12 protein-coding genes are annotated in these 18,418 nt (G+C 77.3%); 4 read left to right on the forward strand and 8 right to left on the reverse strand.

Features of this window, described 5'->3' with window-relative positions; all coding sequences use genetic code 11:
- Positions 1–211: 211 nt before the first annotated feature.
- From Cpa01nite_RS10020 to Cpa01nite_RS18870, 4 genes are read left to right on the forward strand one after another with little or no spacing between them, the layout of a single operon-like run.
- On the forward strand, positions 212–1,885 hold the full coding sequence (locus Cpa01nite_RS10020; RefSeq protein WP_203668619.1) for a sugar transferase: 1,674 nt from the start codon (positions 212–214) through the stop codon (positions 1,883–1,885).
- Positions 1,872–3,071: a glycosyltransferase gene (locus Cpa01nite_RS10025; RefSeq protein WP_203668620.1), complete on the forward strand. Its 1,200-nt coding sequence runs from the start codon at positions 1,872–1,874 to the stop codon at positions 3,069–3,071. Before Cpa01nite_RS10020 ends, Cpa01nite_RS10025 begins: the two co-directional genes overlap by 14 nt.
- Positions 3,068–4,924: a polysaccharide biosynthesis tyrosine autokinase gene (locus Cpa01nite_RS10030; RefSeq protein WP_203668621.1), complete on the forward strand. Its 1,857-nt coding sequence runs from the start codon at positions 3,068–3,070 to the stop codon at positions 4,922–4,924. Before Cpa01nite_RS10025 ends, Cpa01nite_RS10030 begins: the two co-directional genes overlap by 4 nt.
- Complete coding sequence (locus tag Cpa01nite_RS18870; protein WP_203668622.1) at positions 4,921–6,126, forward strand: glycosyltransferase; 1,206 nt, start codon at positions 4,921–4,923, stop codon at positions 6,124–6,126. Before Cpa01nite_RS10030 ends, Cpa01nite_RS18870 begins: the two co-directional genes overlap by 4 nt.
- Here Cpa01nite_RS18870 and Cpa01nite_RS10040 read toward each other — a convergent pair.
- The 8 genes from Cpa01nite_RS10040 to Cpa01nite_RS10075 are packed head-to-tail and all read right to left on the reverse strand — an operon-like array spanning position 6,083 to position 18,414.
- Complete coding sequence (locus Cpa01nite_RS10040; protein WP_239068683.1) at positions 6,083–7,315, reverse strand: glycosyltransferase; 1,233 nt, start codon at positions 7,313–7,315, stop codon at positions 6,083–6,085. The two genes, Cpa01nite_RS18870 and Cpa01nite_RS10040, sit on opposite strands and share 44 nt — an antisense overlap.
- Entirely contained in the window at positions 7,312–8,376 is a 1,065-nt protein-coding gene (locus tag Cpa01nite_RS10045) for a glycosyltransferase family 4 protein (protein ID WP_203668623.1), read from the reverse strand. The genes Cpa01nite_RS10040 and Cpa01nite_RS10045 overlap by 4 nt, the downstream gene beginning before the upstream one ends.
- A complete protein-coding gene (locus Cpa01nite_RS10050; protein WP_239068684.1) occupies positions 8,373–9,929 on the reverse strand; it encodes an O-antigen ligase family protein in 1,557 nt (518 codons plus the stop codon). The genes Cpa01nite_RS10045 and Cpa01nite_RS10050 overlap by 4 nt, the downstream gene beginning before the upstream one ends.
- Positions 9,926–12,193, reverse strand: coding sequence for a glycosyltransferase (locus Cpa01nite_RS18875; RefSeq protein ID WP_203668624.1), 2,268 nt, complete (start codon positions 12,191–12,193; stop codon positions 9,926–9,928). The genes Cpa01nite_RS10050 and Cpa01nite_RS18875 overlap by 4 nt, the downstream gene beginning before the upstream one ends.
- A gap of 52 nt (positions 12,194–12,245) precedes the next feature.
- The gene (locus tag Cpa01nite_RS10060) at positions 12,246–13,448 is read right to left on the reverse strand and encodes a glycosyltransferase family 4 protein (protein ID WP_203668625.1); all 1,203 of its coding nucleotides are present in this window, start codon (positions 13,446–13,448) and stop codon (positions 12,246–12,248) included.
- A complete protein-coding gene (locus Cpa01nite_RS10065) occupies positions 13,445–14,329 on the reverse strand; it encodes a glycosyltransferase family 2 protein (RefSeq protein WP_203668626.1) in 885 nt (294 codons plus the stop codon). Before Cpa01nite_RS10065 ends, Cpa01nite_RS10060 begins: the two co-directional genes overlap by 4 nt.
- Before the next feature lie 31 nt (positions 14,330–14,360).
- The gene (locus Cpa01nite_RS10070; RefSeq protein ID WP_203668627.1) at positions 14,361–17,591 is read right to left on the reverse strand and encodes a galactose-binding domain-containing protein; all 3,231 of its coding nucleotides are present in this window, start codon (positions 17,589–17,591) and stop codon (positions 14,361–14,363) included.
- A 1-nt stretch (position 17,592) separates the two neighbouring features.
- Entirely contained in the window at positions 17,593–18,414 is an 822-nt protein-coding gene (locus Cpa01nite_RS10075) for an ABC transporter permease (RefSeq protein WP_203668628.1), read from the reverse strand.
- Between the last annotated feature and the right edge of the window lie 4 nt (positions 18,415–18,418).

Consider the following 18,418-nt stretch of genomic DNA (forward strand, 5'->3'; position numbering starts at 1 on the left):
TCGGCGTCGGTGCAGGTCAGCGGAGTCGGCGCAGGTCAGCGGCACCCTGCGCGGGTGGGGCACGGGAGGGCCGTCCGGGGGTATCCGCGCACGTCAGGGCGACGCCGCTCGCCCATACGGGTGTGAAAGGGGTGAAAACGGACAGATCGGGCGGACTGGGGCAAACCCGCTGATATAGCCTCAAGTCACACCAAGCCCGGGGGGACCCACCATGAGCCTGCTCGACGATCACGACGTCTCGCGCACCACGCAGCGCGACGTCGCGGCGCCGGCGGGCGACCCGTCGGAGACCGCCACGGACACCGCCGAGCGCACCGCGGACGGCCCCGCCGCCGAGGGCCGCGCGAGCGCCTCCGCGGCCGCCCCGGAGACGGGCGGCGGCGTCCACCCGGACCACGCCGACCGGTCCGCCGCCGAGCGCCGCCGCGACGCCCGCGGCCCGCGGCTGTCCTGGGCCTCCGACCGCCCCTTCCACGAGCCGCTCGGCCACGCCGAGCCCTCGGGCTGGCGCGGGTCGCACGCCGCCTACCAGGTCGAGACGCTGGCCCGGGACGTCGTCCTCGCGGCCTGCGTGCCGACGCTGCTGCTGTTCCTCATGCACGGCGTCTCGCTGCTGCAGCTGTCCTGGGGCCTGATGATCGGCCTGGTCTACATCGCGTTCGTCGCGGTGGAGCGCGGGTACGACCGCCAGGTGATCGGCGACGGGCACCAGGAGTTCGAGGCCGTGATCCGCGGCGGCGTGCTGACCGCGGCCGCGCTGGCGGTGTTCGCCGTCGGCGCCGACGTCGACGTGCCGCGGACGATCGTGTTCCTCGCGCTGCCGGTGGTCGCGGTGCTGCTGCTCGGCTCGCGCCACCTGGCCCGCCGGTCGCTGCACAAGCGCCGCGCCACGGGCGAGTCGATGCGCCGCACGCTGGTGGTGGGCGACGCGTCGTCGATCACGCACGTGGTCGACGACCTCAGCGGCCTGCCGCAGTACGGGTACAACATCGCCGGCGTGTGCGTGCCGTCGTTCGACGGGCCGCTGCCCGCGCTCGGCGTCCCGGTGCTCGGCACCGTGTCGGACGTCGTGCAGGTGGCGGTGGACGGCGAGTTCGACGTCGTGATCGTCACCGGCTCCGAGCTGTCGGGGCAGGCGCTGCGCCGGCTGTCGTGGGCGCTGCAGCGCACGAACACCGAGCTGGTCGTCGCGCCGGGGATCGTCGAGGTCTTCGGGCCCCGCGTGAGCCTGGAGCCGACCGCCGGCCTGTCGCTCATCCACGTGAACGCCGCGGAGTCCCGCCGGTCCCGGATCCTCGCGAAGCGCGCCTTCGACACCACGTTCGCGCTGGGCGCGCTGCTCGCGCTGTCGCCGGTGCTCGCCGTCACGGCCCTCGCAGTGAAGCTGACCAGCCCCGGCCCGGTGCTGTTCAAGCAGACCCGGGTGGGCAAGGAGGGCCGCGAGTTCTCCATGCTGAAGTTCCGGAGCATGGTCGTGGACGCCGAGGAGCGGCTCGCCGCGCTGCGCGCCGCGAACCAGGCCGACGGCCCGCTGTTCAAGATGGACCGCGACCCGCGGATCACCCGGATCGGCCACTTCCTGCGCAAGCACTCGCTGGACGAGCTGCCGCAGCTCATCAACGTCGTCAAGGGCGAGATGGCGCTGGTCGGCCCGCGCCCGCCGCTGCCGTACGAGGTCGCGCAGTACCGGGAGTCGGCGCGCCGCCGGCTGCTCGTGAAGCCGGGCCTGACCGGGCTGTGGCAGATCAGCGGCCGGGCGGACCTGGCGTGGGAGGACGCGGTGAAGCTGGACCTGCGGTACGTGGAGAACTGGTCGATCGCGTTCGACCTGATGATCCTGTGGCGCACCGTGCACGTCGTCGTGAGCGGTCATGGCGGTCGGTGACGGGGTCGCGCTGGCGCACGACTACGCCACGCAGCGCGGCGGCGCGGAGCGCGTCGCCCTGGTGATGGCCGACGCGTTCCCCGGCGCCCCCCTCTACACGACGCTCTACCACCCCGAGGGCACGTTCCCGGAGTTCGGGCCGCTCGACGTGCGGACCAGCCCGCTCGACCGGGTCGGCGTGCTCCGCCGGCACCACCGGCTCGCGCTGCCCCTGCTGGCGCCGGCCGTGCGCGCGACGCCGATCGAGGCGGACGTGCTGCTCGCGTCGTCGACCGGCTGGGCGCACGGCTTCCCGACCACGGGCCGCAAGGTCGTCTACTGCCACGCCCCGGCCCGGTGGCTGTACCAGTCGGACCGGTACCTCGGCCCCGCCCGCCAGGGCGGCTCCGGGAACGCCCCCGGCGGGGCGCAGCGCCGGCTGGCGGCCGCCGCACTCGGGCTGCTGGCGCCCGCGCTGCGTGCCTGGGACCGGCGCGCCGCCGGCACCGCCGACCGCTACCTCGCGAACTCGACGGTCACGGCCCGCGCGATCCGCGAGGTGTACGGCATCGAGGCGGAGATCGTGCCGCCGCCGCCCGCCATGCTGCCCGGCGGTCCCGAGACCCCGGTCGACGGCGTCGAGCCCGGCTTCCTGCTGTGCGTCGCGCGGCTGCTGCCGTACAAGAACGTGGACGTCGTGGTCGAGGCCGTCCGGCGCACGCCCGGCGCCCGGCTGGTCGTGGTCGGCGACGGCCCCGAGCGCGCCGCCCTGGAGCACCGCGTGCGCGACCTGCCGCGCGTGGTCCTGGCCGGCCGCGTCGACGACGCCCGCCTGCGCTGGCTGTACCGGAACAGCGCCGCCCTGGTCGCCGCCTCGTACGAGGACTACGGCCTGTCCCCGCTGGAGGCCGCGGCCTTCGGCCGCCCGTCCGTCGTGCTGCGCGACGGCGGGTACCTCGACACCGTCCGCGACGGCGTCACCGGGGAGTTCTTCGACGCCCCCGACCCCGACCTGGTGGCCGAGGCCGCCGAGCGCGCGCTGGCCCGCACGTGGGACCCCACGGTGCTGACCGCGCACGCCGACGACTTCGCCGCCGAGCGGTTCGTCGAGCGGCTGCACCGCGTCGTGCGCGAGGAGCGCGCGGCCGGGCGGTCCGGCGAGCTGCCGCGGCCCGAGCCCGTCCCGACCGAAAGGCGACCCCGATGACCCTGCAGGACATGCTCCGGACCGTGTGGTTCGGCAAGTGGCTGGTGCTGGTGTCCGTGCTCGCCGCGATCGGCGGCGCCTACCTGTACGTGTCCCGGCAGGAGCCGCAGTACGCGAGCTCCGCGACCGTGCAGATCGTCGACGCCGAGACGCTGGCCGCGGCCGGCGTGCGGCTGGAGAGCGACCCCAGCCTGGTCACGAGCGACTCCGTGACGGCCGCGGCGGCCGAGGAGCTGGGCGACCCCGGGCTCGCCGACGGCCTGGCCGCGTCCTCCACCGCGGAGTACGTGTCCGACACCGCCAGCGCGGTGCTGATCACGGAGACCGGCCCGGACGGCGACGCCACGGTGGACCGCGCGAACGCCGTCGCAGGCGCCTACGTCGCGGCGCTGCAGGCGCAGTTCGACGACGACGTGGCCTCCATGCAGGAGCGCCTCGGCACGCTCGCCGAGAGCATCGACCAGCAGCAGAAGGCGATCACCGAGGCCCGGCGCGCGGCCGCGGCCGCCTCGGCCAACGCGAACCCGAACGCGCAGTTCGACCCGGTCGACGGCCTCCTCGAGGCGCAGTACTCGACGACGATGGACCAGTACCAGACGCTGTCCGGCCAGGTGACCCAGGCGCAGCTGCTCGCGTCGCCGGCGACCATCCTGCAGAACGCCGTCGGCAGCACCCTGGTGAGCCTGCCCGCGAGCCTGGTGTACGCGATCGCCGCGCTGGCCGGCCTGCTGGTCGGCATCGGGCTCGCGGTCGTCCGCCGGGGCCTGGACACCAAGGTCCGCACCTCCGGCCAGGCGCGCCGCTCGGCCGGCGCCCCGGTGCTCGCGCGGCTGACCGGCACCGGCGTGGCCCTCAAGTCCGCCGAGGCCGAGGGCACGCTCCCCGTCGCCCGCCGCGAGGCCACCGCGTACACGCGGTCCATCCGCGAGCTGCGCACCGCGCTGCAGGCCGCGGTCGAGAACGACTCCGGCAGCGCCGTCATCGTCGTCACCGCCGCGGACGTCGAGACCCCCCGGTCCTTCCTCGCCGCGAACCTGGCCGCGTCCTGGGCGCTGTCCGGCCGCAGCGTGGTCGTGCTGTCCGGCGACCTGCGCCAGCCGCGGCTCAACGCTCTGCTCCCCGCCGACGCCGAGGCGCCCGCGCCCACCGGCCGCGGCGGTGGCCGGGCCCGGACCGCCGTCGTCCCGACCGCGATCCCGCACCTGTCCGTGCACCCGGCGCTGCACACCGAGCTGGACCCGGCCGACTTCCTCGCGTCGGCGGACGTCCGGGCCCTGGTCGAGCAGCTGCGGGCGACCGCGGACGTCGTCATCATCGACGCCCCGCCGATGCTGGTCGCGGCCGACGCGACGATCCTCGGGTCGTACGCCGACGGCGTGCTGCTCGCGGTGACGCTGGGCCACACGCACGTCGGCGCCGTCGAGGAGTCCGCGGAGCGGCTGCGGGCCGCCAACGCCGCGCTGCTCGGCCTGTCGGTGGACGGCACGTCCGAGCGCGGCGAGGCGACCTACGACGCCACGTACGCGTTCGCCGGTGCCGCGGACGAGGCGGAGGCCGCGCCGCAGGGCGAGGACGCCGACCGCGCCGAGACGGACGCCGCCGAGGCGCCCGCCGCGCCGGCCGACGCCGACGTCCCGGCCCCGCGCCCCGACGGCCAGCACCGCGCCGGCGACCCGCAGCCCCCGGCCGACGCCGAGGCGCCCGCGGAGGCCGACGCCGCCGGGTCCGACGCGGCCGCCGGGTCCGACGCAGCCGCCGGGGCCGACGCGCCGACGGACGCCGACGCGACCCCGGCCGACGACGCCGCCCGCACCGACGCCGACCGCAAGCCGGTCGCCGCCGAGTCGAAGTGAGCGCCGCCCCCGCACCGGGTGCCCGCCCGGTGCGGGTGGCGGTGCTCGACCACACGGCCCAGCTCGGCGGCGCGGAGCTCGCGCTGCTGCGCACCTGCCGCGCGCTGGACCCCGCGCAGGTCGAGGTCACCGTCGTCCTGTTCGCCGACGGCCCCCTGGCGGGCCGGCTGCGGGACGCCGGCGTCGCGGTGCGAGTCGTGCCGCTCGACCCGCGGATCGCGCAGACCGACCGCGCGACGGCGGGGCGGTCCGCGGCGGGCGCCGCCCGCTCGGTCGCGGCCACGCTGCCGTTCGTGGCGCGCCTGGCCCGCCTGCTGCGCGACCTGCAGCCCGACGTCGTGCACACCACGTCGCTCAAGGCCGACCTCATCGGCCTGCCCGCCGCCGCGCTGGCCCGGCGGCCGCTGGTCTGGCACGTGCACGACCGGATCGCCGAGGACTACCTGCCCGCGCCGGTCGCCCGGGTGCTTCGGGTCGCGGCCCGCCGCGGGCCGCGGCACGTCGTCGTGAACTCGCACGCGACCGCCCGCACGCTGCTGCCGCTGCCGCGCGGCTGGACGCTCGCGTACCCGGGCCTCGCCCCGGAGCAGGTGGCGGAGGACCCGGCCGCGCGCCCGGCGCCGGCGACCCCGGTGGTCGGCCTGGTCGGTCGGGTCAGCCCGACGAAGGGCCAGCGGGAGTTCGTGGCCGCGGCGGCGCTGCTCGCCGAGCGGTTCCCGGCGGCCCGGTTCCGCGTCGTCGGCGCCGCGCTGTTCGAGGAGCAGGCCTACGAGGCGGAGCTGCGCGCGCAGGTGGCCGCCCTCGGGCTCGCGGACCGGGTCGAGCTGACCGGCTGGGTCGCCGACCCGGTCGCGGAGATCGACCGGCTGTCCGTGCTGGTGCACGCGTCGCCGGTGCCCGAGCCGTTCGGCCAGGTCGTCGTCGAGGGCATGGCCCGCGGCGTGCCGGTGGTCGCGACCGCCGGCGGCGGCGTGGACGAGATCGCGGTGGCCGGCGACGGCACCCCGCGCTGCCTCGTCGTGCAGCCCCGGGACGTGCCCGCGCTGGCCGACGCCGTCGCGCGGGTGCTCGACCGGCCGGAGGAGGCCGCGGCCCGCGCGGACCGGGCGTGGAAGGACGTGCAGGCGGACTACGCGATCGCGCGGACCGCCGAGCGGCTCACCGCGGTGTGGCGGCGGGTCGCGAGGCCCGCACGCGGCTGAGCACCGCCTGCATCTCGCGGACCCGGTCCGACCAGCGCGGCACGTCCGCCGGCGCGGGGCCGACGCCGGTGGGGCGCCCCTCCGCGAGCACCCGCACGACCGCGTCCGCCAGGTTCTGCGGCGACGCGGTGGTGACCCGGTCGGCGGGCTGGTCGCGGAACCCGGCGACGGGCGTGGCGACGACGGGCCGGCCGACGGCCAGGTACTCGTAGAGCTTGATCGGGTCGAGCGAGTCGGTGAACGCGTCGACCACGTGCGGCACCAGCAGGACGCCGGCGTGCTGCAGGTAGGCGGGCACCAGCGCGGCGGGGCGCGGGCCGAGCACCAGCGCGCCCGCGGCGTCGAGCCGGGTCAGGTCCAGCGGGTCGAGCAGCGCCGGGCCGACGAGCACCAGGCGGGAGCCGGTCGAACGCAGGTGGGTCGCGACCCGCAGGCACGCCTCGACGTCGAGCCGGTCGGCGTGCATCGTGCCGACGTACACCGCGTACGGGCCGTCCGGCAGGTCGGCCGGGCGGGGCAGCGGGGTGCGGTACGCGTCGACGTCCACGGCGTTGGTCAGCAGCGTGACCGGGCGGTCCGCGCCCTTGGCGCGCGCGAGCGCGGGGGAGCACACGACGACCTCGGCGCACCGCTCGACGAGCAGCGCCTCCGCCGCGCGGGTGCGCTCCAGCTCCGCGGGCTCGCGCACGGCGTGCAGCCAGTCGTCGGTGACGTCGTACAGCGCCCGCCAGCCGGTGGTGTCCAGCACCGCGGCGCCGTCCGGGTCGTTCACCCAGAGCACCGGGTCGGGCATGCCGAGGCGCCGGGCCACGCGCGCGACCGTGCGCGCGCGCCGGCCGTCGCCGGACGGGTCGAGCCGGCGCGGCAGCCACTTGGTCGGCCGGTACGCCCACGCCCGCCCCGCGGGCGCGCCGTCGTCGGGACCGAGCCGGCGCAGCCGCCGGCCGAGGGTGGGGGAGGCACCGCGGCGCAGGTCGTGCAGGTGGTCGACCGGCGGCTCCACGAACAGCACGCGCAGGCCGGGGTCGGCGGCGAGCAGGCCCGCGACCAGGTGCTGGTTGCGGCGCCACACCTCGTCCCAGGGCTCGAGCGACAGCACGACCAGGTCGCGGCGGTCGCCGCCGGGCGGGGTCCCCGGCGTGCCCGGCGGCGCCACCGCCGCCGTGGTGTCCCCCGTCCGCCCGGTCACCGGGCCGCCCCGGCCGCCGGCGCGAGCGGGGCGCCGAGGACGGCCGCGTACACCGCGGCGATCCCGTCCGCGTGCGCGTCCGGCCCGAACCGCCGCTGCTGCACCGCGCGCAGCTCCTCGCCGTAGGCCGCGCGCCGCGCGGGGTCGTGCGCCAGCCGGGCGAGCGCGGCGCCCGCGGCCTCGACGTCGTCCGGCGGCACCAGCACGGCGCCGTCGGCGGTGCCGACGGTCTCGGAGTGCCCGCCGCCCCGGCCGGCGACGACCGGGGTGCCGTGCGCCATCGCCTCCACGACCGACAGGCCGTAGGGCTCGTCGCCGCGCGGCGCGAAGAAGATCCCGACGGAGGCGAGCAGCGCCGGCATGTCGGCGCGCCGGCCGAGGAACCGGACGGAGCCGTCGACGCCCAGCTCGCGGGCCAGGGCCTCGAGCTCCGGGCGCAGCGCGCCGTCGCCCGCCAGGTGCAGCTCCCAGCCCTCCGCGGCCAGGCCGGACGCCGCCCACATCCGCAGCGCGACGTCCGTGCGCTTCTCGGCCTCCAGCCGCTGCGCCATCAGCACGACCCGGCGGCGGCCGGCCTCGGTCCCGCGGCGCTCGACGGTCGGCACGCCGGGGTGCACGACGGTCGACGGCCCCTCCACCCGGTCGGCGACGAAGGCGCTGATCGCGACCTGGGCGGCGAGCCGCGGCGCGACGTACCGGCCGACGGCCCGGCCCACCGGGGACGACCCGCGGGTGGCGGCGAAGTGCCGGGTGGCGACGACCGGCGCGCGGGTCGAGGCGACGGACGCGAGCTCGGCCGCGGTCATGTGCGCGTGCACCAGGCGGGCGTCCAGCCGGCGCAGCGCGGCGGCGGCGCGCCACGGGGTGGGCGCGGGGGCCCAGCGCACGCCGGAGCCCGCGAGCTCCGCCGGCATCCGGTCCGCGGCGCCGCCCAGGACGTGCACCCGGAGCCCGCGGGCGTCCTGCGTGCGCGCGAGGGTGGTGACGTACCGCTCGACGCCGGCGAACGCGTCGGTGCACACGACGTGCACGACGTCGACGGCGAGGGTGGTGGTGCTCACGAGCGCTCCCGGTGGCCGACGGACTGCGGGCGGTGCGACCGGCGCGGGCGCCCGCCGACGACGGCCTCGCGCAGGTGCCGGGCGCGCCGGCCCGCGGGGCTGTCGGCGGGGCCGGGGGTGCTGCGGGAGCGCGGTGGCGCGGCGACGGCCGCGGGGCCGTCGTCGTCCTCGCCGGACCGCTGCGCGTGCGCCTGGGCGCCGAGGCAGACCCCCGCGATGACGAACGGGATCGAGACCTGCGCGGCGACCCAGAACAGGTCGAACTGGCCCTGGACGAACCGCATCGCGACCAGGACGAACGCGAGCGTGCCGTACCGCGGGTCCACCCGCCAGAGCGCGACGAGGATCACCAGGAACATCACGAGGAACCCGACCAGCCCCACGAGGCCGCCGGAGGACAGCATCTCGAACTCGGCGTTGGGCGGCTGGAACGCCTCGTCGAACCGGTCGGTGTACCACCAGCGCAGCCCGGCGCCGAACACCGGGTACTCCTGCCAGATGACCAGCGACTCCCGGAACCAGGTCAGCCGCTGGTAGGCGGAGTTGTACTGGTCCCCGGACTCGAGCTGGTCCTGGACCAGGCTGCCGACGACCACGGCGGCGCCGGCGATGGCGAGCAGCACGACCTTCGACCGGTGCCGGTGCGGGTCCGGCCGCAGCGCGACGACGGCGATCGCCACCGCGAGGCCGATCAGCGCCTGCCGGGACTGGGCGACCAGGATGCCCACCAGGAACAGGCCGAACAGCCCGAGGCAGACCAGGTCGTTCCACCGCAGCCAGCGCGGCCGGGCGTAGACGATGATCGCGGCGAACGCGAGCACGCACCCGATGTAGTTCTTGTGCATGAGGAACGGCTCGTTCAGGTACACCGGCCCGGTGTTCCCCGACGCGAGGTTGACCGCGAACTGCGCCAGCGCGGCGAGCGCGACGACGACCGAGCCGCCGACGTACAGCCCGAGCGCGAGCCGCGCGTGCCCCGCGGCGCCGATCGCCCAGCCGACCAGCAGCGCCCCGCCCACGAGCAGCCAGGAGTGGAACCACTCGACGGCGTTGGCGGCGTAGGGGTTGGCGATGACCGTGAAGAGCACCGTCGCCTGGTAGAACGCCGACGCCCACAGGACGCTCCGCATCGGCGGGGACAGCGGGCGGCGGCCGAACAGCAGCGCGGGCCAGAACGCCGCGAACAGCACGAAGTCCGAGACCGACAGCGCCCCGCCCACCCGGTTCACCAGGAGCAGCAGGGGCATGCCGAGCACCGGCAGGGCCAGGGGGGTCCGGAGGGTCAGGCCGACGACGAGCACGGCGGCGCCCACGCCGAGCGCGAGCAGTGGCTGGGACGCCGTGAGCAGCGCGAGCAGCACGCCGAGCGCGACGAGGCCCCCGCCGAGCAGCACCCGGCCCCCGGGCCGAACCCGGGGCAGGCGCTCGGCCACGGCGGCGCCGATCGCGGTGCGGTGGGGGCGGACGCCGGGGGCGAGCTCGCCGGGCGCCGGGAGCGGCGGGGTGGCGGCCCCGGCGGCGGGCGCGGCGGGGCGGGTGGTGGTGGTCGTCATGCCGCGGCCTCCCGGTCGGCGGGCTCGGCGGGGGTGGTGCCGGGGTCGGCGACGGGCGCCGGCGGCAGGGGCCGCGGCGCGCGCGGGTCGCCCAGCGCCGCCTCGGCCCGCAACGGTCCGCGCAGGTAGAGCCGCAGCCGCAGCCGCGCACCGGACCCCCGGTCGCCGGGCAGCACCGCGCGGGGCACGGCGCCGAGCGCGACGGCCGCGCGCGCCGAGGTCCAGCCGGCGGCGCCGTGGTGGGTGCGGAAGTACCGCTCCTGCGAGGCGTGGAAGTGGGTCTCGCGCCGGGTCGGGTCCGTGCTGGTGCCGCCGCCGACGTGGCCGGCGAGCACGTCGGCGACGACCGCCGTGCGCCAGCCGGCGTCGTGCGCCCGGCGCTGCCAGTCGGTCTCCTCGGAGTACAGGAAGAACCGCTCGTCGAACCCGCCGACCTGCGCGAGCGCCGCGCCGCGCAGCAGCAGCACCGAGCCGATGACGAACCCGTCGCCGCGGTCGGGGACGCCGAGGCCGGCGGCCTGCCGCCACGCGCCGGCGGGCGTCGGGAACGGCCAGCGCACCCGGGCGGGGGCGCCGTCGTCGTCGACCTGCGCGGGGCCGACGGCGGCCAGGCCGGGGTCGGCGCGCAGCGCGGCGTGCAGGGCGCGCACGCCGGCGACGTCCACGCGCGCGTCCGGGTTGAGCAGCAGCACGTCGGCGCCCGGGGCCGCCGCGCGCACGCCGAGGTTCACGGCGGCGGCGAACCCGAGGTTCGCGCCGGGGTCGAGGTAGCGGGCGCCCGCGGCCTCGGCGACGCGCCGGACCGCGGCGTCGCCGGAGTTGTCGACGACGGTGAGGGGCAGCGCGCCGGCGAGCGGCGCCAGCGCGCGCTCGAGCAGCCCGGCGGCCCCGTACGCGACGACGACCACCTCGGGGTCGGCGTCGTCCGCGGGGCCCGCGCCGGCGTCCGCGCCGGCGTCCGCGCCGCCGCCCGCGCCGGCTTCGGTGCGTCCCGTCGACGTCGGTGCGTCCAGGGTCCGAACCGGGCGCGAGCCACCGAAGCCGGCGCCGGAGCCCGCGCCGGCGCCGGAGCCCGCGCCGGAGCCGGGCCGGGCGGCCGCGACCACGCCGTCGTACATCGCCTCGTACCGCTCGGCGATCGCGTCCCAGGTGTACTCCGCCGCGCGCGCGAGACCCGCCGCGCGCATCCGCGCCGCCCGCCCCGGCTCGTCGACGACCGCTGCCAGCGCGGCGGCCAGCGACCCGGCGTCGCCCGGCGGCACGAGCGTCCCGGCGCCGCCGACCACGTCGCGCAGCGCCCCGCTGTCCGACGCCACGACCGGCACGCCCGCGGCCATCGCCTCGACGGCGACCCGGCCGAACTGCTCGAGCCAGCCCGGCGTCGGCACCGACGGCACGGCCAGCACGTCGAGCCCGCGGTAGAACGCGGCGAGCTCCTCGCCCGCGAGGTGCCCGTGGAACGTCACGCGGCCCCCCAGGGCGGGCGCCGCGGCCCGGGCGCGCAGCGCGGCCTCGTGCGGGCCGGCGCCCGCGATCGCCACGGTGATCCGCGGGTCGGCCTCGGCGGCGTCGAGCAGCACGTCGAGCCCCTTGTGCGGGTGCAGCAGGCGGCCGACGTAGCCGGTGCGTGCGGGGGCGGCCGCACCGACTACGCCGGCGTCCGTGGGGGCGCCCTCGTCCCGAGCGCCCGACGTCCGGTCGCCCTCGTCCCGAGCGACCGGGTCCCCGGCGCGCGCGTCGCCCGCGCCGGGAGGTTCGACGCCGAGGCCGATCACGTGCGCGGGGGCGGTCAGGCCCTTGTCCCGCAGCACGTCGGCCGCCTCGGCGTTGCACACGCTGACCGCGCCGGCGCCGCGCAGCGCCACGCGCTCCCACCAGCGGAACGGCACGGGGTAGCGCTTCGCGATGTTCTGCGCGGAGTACAGCACGTAGGGCACGCGCGACCGGCGCAGCGCCCGGAGCAGCAGCACCTCGGCCGTGGCCAGCGCGGCGGGCTCCTCGTGCAGGTCGAGCACGTCCCAGTCCTCGCCGAGCGCGCGCCACAGCGGACGCGGGTCGTAGAGGAACACGTTGGGGTGCCGGCCGACCGTGCGCACGCCGACCACGTCCTCGCCGGGGCGGGGGTCCAGGTCGACGTCCCGGCCGCCCTCCTCCCAGGTGCGGGCGCTGAGCGTCCGCACAGTGAGGCCGCGGGCGCGCAGGGCGTCCTCGCGTCCGCGCCACGCCGTGACGACGGCGCTGTGGGACACCCGGAGCACGCGCATGGGGACCATCGTGCCGGTCATCGGGGCAAACCGGACATCTGGTGCAAAAGGTTCACCCGACCGGCGTGGGTGAAACACCCACCTCGGCGAGGACCGCGTCCAGCCGACCGCGCGACCACGCCCAGTCGTGCGCCCGCGCCCAGGACCGGCAGCGCGTCCCGATCCGGCGGCGCAGCGCCTCGTCGTCCGCCAGCGCCGCCAGGGCCGCCGCGAGCTCGTCGGGGTCCCCCGGCCGCACCAGGACGCCGGCGTCGCCCGCCACCTCCGGGATGCCGCCGATCGCCGAGGCGACGACGGGCACGCCGCTGGCCATGCCCTCCATCACGGTGAGCGCGAACGGCTCCGCCCACCGGGACGGGACGACGACCACGTCGGCCTCGCGGTACACGGCGGCCACCTCGGCGCGCGGGGTGAACGGCAGCAGCCGCACCCGGTCGCCCAGCGCGGCGGCCTTCGCGCGCAGCTCCCGCTCGTACGGCGACGGAACCGCGGCCGCGTCGAAGTTCTGCGAGCCGACCAGCGTCAGCTCGAGGTCGTCCCGACCCAGCCGCGCGACGGCGTCCAGCACCACGTCCGCGCCCTTGTCGGGGATCATCCGGCCGACGAACAGCACCCGCAGCCGCTCCCCCCGGGCCGGCGTCGCGCGGGGCGTGAACCGCGTCGTGTCGACGCCGTTCGGCACCACGCGCAGCCGGTCGCGCAGCCGCGCGGGGAGGTGGGCGGCGGTCTGGTCGGCCAGGGCGCCGCTCACGCAGACGATCGCCGCGGCGCGGCCGAGCACCCGGTCCGCCTCGCGGGGGGAGTAGGTGCGCAGCAGCAGGTTGTGCGCGTACAGCACCGCCGCGTGCTTCTCGTGCACCAGGGGCACGAGCTGCGGCGCGTTGTGCGCGAGCACGACCGACGGCTCCCAGGCGTCCTGCTGGCCGAGCGTCGGCCGCAGCGTGCGGCGCACGCCCGGCCGGGGCCGGCCGAGCCGGCCGGCCAGCGCGTCCAGGTACCGGTCGGCGGGCCGGGCCCCGGCGGGCGCGTAGCCCACCGCGTCGGCGCTGGCGTACCGGTCGGGGTAGGTGCCGTCGGCGACGACGACCCGCGGCCGCGGGTCCGTCCCGGGCGGCAGCGCCGCGCAGAGCCCGTCGACGACCGTGGGGATCGCCGAACCGGTGCGGGGGGAGAAGTGGTCGCCCGGGGTCAGCACGTGCACCTCGGGCACGCGCGGCGGGGCGGCGGGCGCGCCCGCGGGGCCGTCGCCCGTCACCGGCGCCGGCTCCGCGGCTCCAGGCCCAGCGCCGCCCACACGTCGGCGGCCGGCCCGCGCCAGCGCGGCACGGTCCACGCAACGGGGACCGTGGCGAGGCAGCGGGCCTTCTCGGCGGCGTCGAGGTCGGACGCGAGCACGCCACGGACCAGCTCGACGCTGACCTTGGTGTGCGGGAACGCGAACCGGACGGACGCCGACGGGGCGTGCCACGCCACCTGCGCCTGGCCCTGCTGGGAGAACTGCTCGGCGTGCCGGCGCTGCAGGAACAGCTGCTCCGGCACGAGCGCGAGCGGCCCCTGGCAGGCGAGCTCGGCGAGGATCACCAGGTCGTTGCCGACGGTCGGCCGGATGCCGCGGGTGCGGCGCAGGGCGTCCGTGCGGTGCAGGCCGTAGAACAGGTGCGCCGCCTGGGCGCGCAGGAAGTGCGCCATCCGCTCGTGCGGGGTCGGCTCGTCGCAGGCGAGGTCGGCGTCGTTCAGGTCCTCGGTGACGATCCCGCCGGCGTCGATGATCTGCGTGCGGGAGTGCACCGACACCGTGGCCGGGTCGGACTCCGCGAACACCTCGAGGCAGCGCCGGACGAACGCCGGCCGCCGGACGTCGTCAGCCGCCGCCCAGGTGAGGTACGGCGTGGTCGCGAGGCCCACGAGGTGGTCGAAGTTCCACCGCCCGCCGCGGTTCTGCTCGTGCCGGACGTACCGGATCCGCGCGTCCTCGGCCGCCGCGGCGCGGCAGATCTCCTCGGTGGCGTCGGTGGAGGCGTTGTCCGAGATCAGGATCTCGATGTCGGGCTCGTCCTGCTCGCGCACGGAGTCGAGCGCGGCGGGCAGGTACTTCTCCCCGTTGTAGACGGGGACGGCGACGGTGGCTCGGGGCACGGTTTCCTCGCGGTCGGGGGCGGGCGCCGGCTCAGCCGGGGCCGTACGCGGACACGGACAGCAGCTGCAGGGGCCAGCTCGGCACGGCCTGCACCGGCTCCCAGGCGGGCGGCAGGCCGCCGTTCTGGCCGCTGTGGGCGACGTCGGGGACGGTGACCCCGCGGATCTCGGTGCTGGGCACCCGGATCCGCACGGCGGTGACCTCGACGGGGTCGAACCGGGCGACGGAGGTGCGCTGCGCGAACACGTCGTCGAGCGTGGCGACCTCGGTCCAGTCGCCGCCCTCGGCGGTCTGCACGCTCACCGCGTAGGTGCGCAGCCCGCTGGTGCAGCACCGGATGCCGGCGCTGGACACGACGACCTTGTCCACCGTGGCGGGCTCGGCCAGCTCGACCGTCACCCACGGGGAGGTGTCCGGGCCGGTGCCCGTCCGCCCGCCCGCGGTCCACGGCGCGGCCTGCGCGCCCTCCGGGGAGACCAGCACCGCCAGGTCGTCGCCGTCGGCGGTCGAGCTCGCGGACACGGAGCCGCCGGCCAGCAGGTCGGGGCCGGTCAGCTCGCCGCCGCCCAGCGCCAGGTCGGCCCCCGCGGGGACGCGGACGTAGGTCGGGGACCCCGACACCGCCAGGTCGACCGACGCGCCCGCGGGCAGGTCGAGCGACGTCGTGGCGCCGTACAGGTCGGTGACCCGCGCCTGCGCCCCGTCGGCCGCCGTCACGCCCACCGTGGTCGCGAGGTCGTCGGTCCAGACGGCCCACAGGTCGTCGTCGCCGCCGTCGGCCGGGCCCGCCCGGACCGCGTGCACGTGCGGGAGGGCCTCGGTGTCCACGGCGACCGGGTCCGGCCGGCCCTCGAGCAGGCCGCTGACGGTGGTCATGGCGAGCGCGCCGGGGCCGACGAACGCGTCCGCCTGCAGCAGGGCCCAGGAGAAGTTGCCCTCGCCCCAGCCGCCCTCGCTGTAGAAGTACAGCCACTCGTCGACCCCGAGGCTGCGCATCCACAGCATCGAGCGCGCGACGTCCTGGGCCTGCGCCCAGTGGTTCGCGGGGCCGTCGACCCACCAGCCGGACTCGGTGTCCCACATCGGCAGCTCGGTGCCGCACACCTCCTCGACGACCGTCTTCAGCTCGGCGATCTGCCCGAGCGGCCCGTCGGTGCCCTCCTCGTCCCACGACCGGTTGAACCCGGTGTAGGGGTGGATGCCGAGCACGTCCAGGTCGGTGCAGGCGCCGGCCTCGAGCAGCTGGCGGTACCAGGGCACCACCACGTTGAGCGCGTTGCCGTCCACGACGACCGCGTCGGGGTCCGCGGCGCGCACCGCCGCGGCGAACGGGCCCAGCACCCGGCGGGCGTAGTCGCCGCCGTCGCCGAACCCGGTGTTGTTCGGCTCGTTCCACGCCGCCCAGGTGTGCAGGTCGGGCGCGCCGGAGCGCAGCGCGTCGACGACCACCCCGACCCACGCGCCCCAGGTGCCGGCGGCGACGGCCTCGTGCTCCGCCTCGCCGCCCTGGCCGAGCTGCACGTACAGCTCGACGCCGGTCTCGGTCGCCAGCTCCGCCGCGGCGGCCAGGCCGGCGAACGGGTCGCCGTCCTCCGCACCGGGCAGCGCGGACAGGTCGAGCGCGCCGGCGGACGGCGTCGCGGCGGCGTCCGGGATCAGGCGGCTGAGGTCCAGCTGGACGCGGTGCACGCCGAAGCCCAGCCGGTCGGCCAGCTCGACGCCGCGCAGCGGGCCCGCGCCGCCCCAGTCGGACGAGCCGCTGAGCGAGCCGGGGTCCAGGTCGTCGCCGGGCGCGCCCACGGCGTACCGCAGGCAGGTGGCGCTCCGGACCTCGCCGGACTCCCGCTCGACGAGCTCCGCGTGCACCTCGTAGGCGCCCGGCCGGGCGGCGGGCAGCGGCACGTCGACCGTCCCGCCGGCGGGCACGTCGAGCGTCCCGGACGTGCTGCCCGCGTCGGCGATCGTCGGGTCGCCGGTCACGCGGTAGCGCAGCTCCAGGTCGTCGGCGACCTGCGACCACCAGTCGGCGAACCGCGCGGTGACCTCGGGCGTCGTGCCGTCGGCGAAGTAGTCGTAGGCGGCGGGCGTCTCCAGCCCGGCGCCGTAGCCGAGCCGGTCGGTGCCGTACGACGTCGCGAGGTCCCAGGTGATCGGGGCCTCGAGCACGGTGCGCATGCCGGCGGTGTCCACCGTGGCCAGCGCGGTGCCGTCCTCGCCGGCGGACAGGAAGTAGTAGTCGTCGCCGGCGCGCACGAGCGGGCTCAGGTCGGCGATCGAGACGGCGCCCGGGCCGTGGCCGGTGCCGGACAGCACGATGCCGCGCCAGACGCCGCGGGAGTCGGTGTGCACGAGCCGGGTGCGCGGGCCCCAGACCAGGTAGCCGTCGTCGTCGGGCGCGGTGACCACGGCGACCGGGCGCTCCAGGTGCGCCGGGCGGCCGTTCGCGCCGTCGTCCTCGGCGGTGCCCGCGAACTCGCCGTCGGGGGCGCCGTCCGCCGTGTACCGGGCCATCACGATCTCGCCCTGCTGGGGCTCCGTGCGGACGACCAGGCTGCCGTCGTCGAGCACGAAGGGGACGCCGGCGGCCAGCGCCGGGCCGTCCGCCTCGACGACCTCGCCGTCGGCGCCCAGCAGGGCGACCTCCTCGGCGTCGCGGAACACCACGGCGAGCGCGGCCCCGTCGACGCCGGCCGACCACGGCAGGACGCCGTCGACCGCGCCGCGGTCCAGGTCCGCCAGCTCGGTCCGCCAGGACTCGCCGCCGTCCGCGTCGTGGCCGACGACGTCGGTGCCCTCGGGCAGGGCGACGACCTCGTCCAGGGCGACGAGGCTGCGCGGGGTGGCCTGGCCGCCCGGGGTGTCGAGCGTGAACGACCCCTGCTCCCGGCCGTCGGCGCGCGCGTACCGGGTGACCGTGGCGGCCTCGTCGGTGCTGGCCAGCGCCACCACGGCGTCGTCCGTCACGGCCAGCGCCCCGGGCGCGCCGCCGTCCGCGTCCGCGACGTCGGCGACCAGGGGCGTCACGACCGACGGCAGCGCGTCGGTCTCCGCGTCGAGCGCGGTGTACCGGGCCGGGTCGGCCACGCCGCACACCGCGGACGCGGGTGCGCCCGCGGCCGCGGCACCCGGCACCGGCTCGCCGGGCTCCGCGGCGCCCGGGCGCAGGACGGTGGCGGCGACGACGCCGACGGTCGCCACCGCGACCACGGCGCCGACGGCGGCCGCGCGGCGGCGGCGTCCCGGGGCGGTCGTCGCAGCCATCTCAGATCACGTCCGCCATGCCGCGCTCCATCTTCGAGAAGACCAGCGTCCCGCCGAGGAACACCACGACGGAGACGCCCACGGCCGCCGCCATCTGCCAGGTCGGCGGCTGGTCCGTGCCGAGCGTCGCCCACCGGAAGCCCTCGAGCAGCCAGGTGAGCGGGTTGACCTCGAACAGCCAGCGCAGGTTCTCCGGCGCCGCCGACAGCGGGTAGGCGATCGGGCTGGCGTAGAGCAGCGTCTGCAGCGCGAACGGCACCACGTACTGCACGTCGCGGTAGTGCACCATCAGCGCCGCGCTCAGCAGGCCGACGCCGGTGGCGAGCAGGATCAGCAGCAGCACCCAGACGGGCAGCGTCAGCACCGCCAGGCCCGGGCCGATCCCGGCGACCAGCAGCAGGACGACGAGCAGGGCGCCGGCGACCAGGAAGTCCACCATCACGGACAGCACCGAGGACAGCGGCACCAGGATGCGCGGGAAGAACACCTTCGAGATCAGCGCCTGGTTGCTCACCAACGACCCGGAGGCGCGGGTCACCACGCCGTTGAACAGGTTCCACGCCAGCATGCCGCTGAAGCTGAAGATGAAGTACGGCACCGGGCCGGAGTCGATGTCCGCGATCTGCCCGAAGACGATCGAGAACACGCCGGCGCTCAGCAGCGGCTGGATCACGACCCAGATGACGCCGAGGGCGGTCTGCTTGTAGCGCAGCAGCAGGTCGCGCATGCCGAAGCGCCAGAAGATCTCCCGCGCTTCCCACAGCTCGCGCAGGTCGGGCAGCGGCAGGCGGCCGGGCGGGGTGATGTCGATCGTGCGTGCCATCTCA

Source organism: Cellulomonas pakistanensis, from assembly GCF_016862755.1.
GTDB lineage: Bacteria > Actinomycetota > Actinomycetes > Actinomycetales > Cellulomonadaceae > Cellulomonas > Cellulomonas pakistanensis.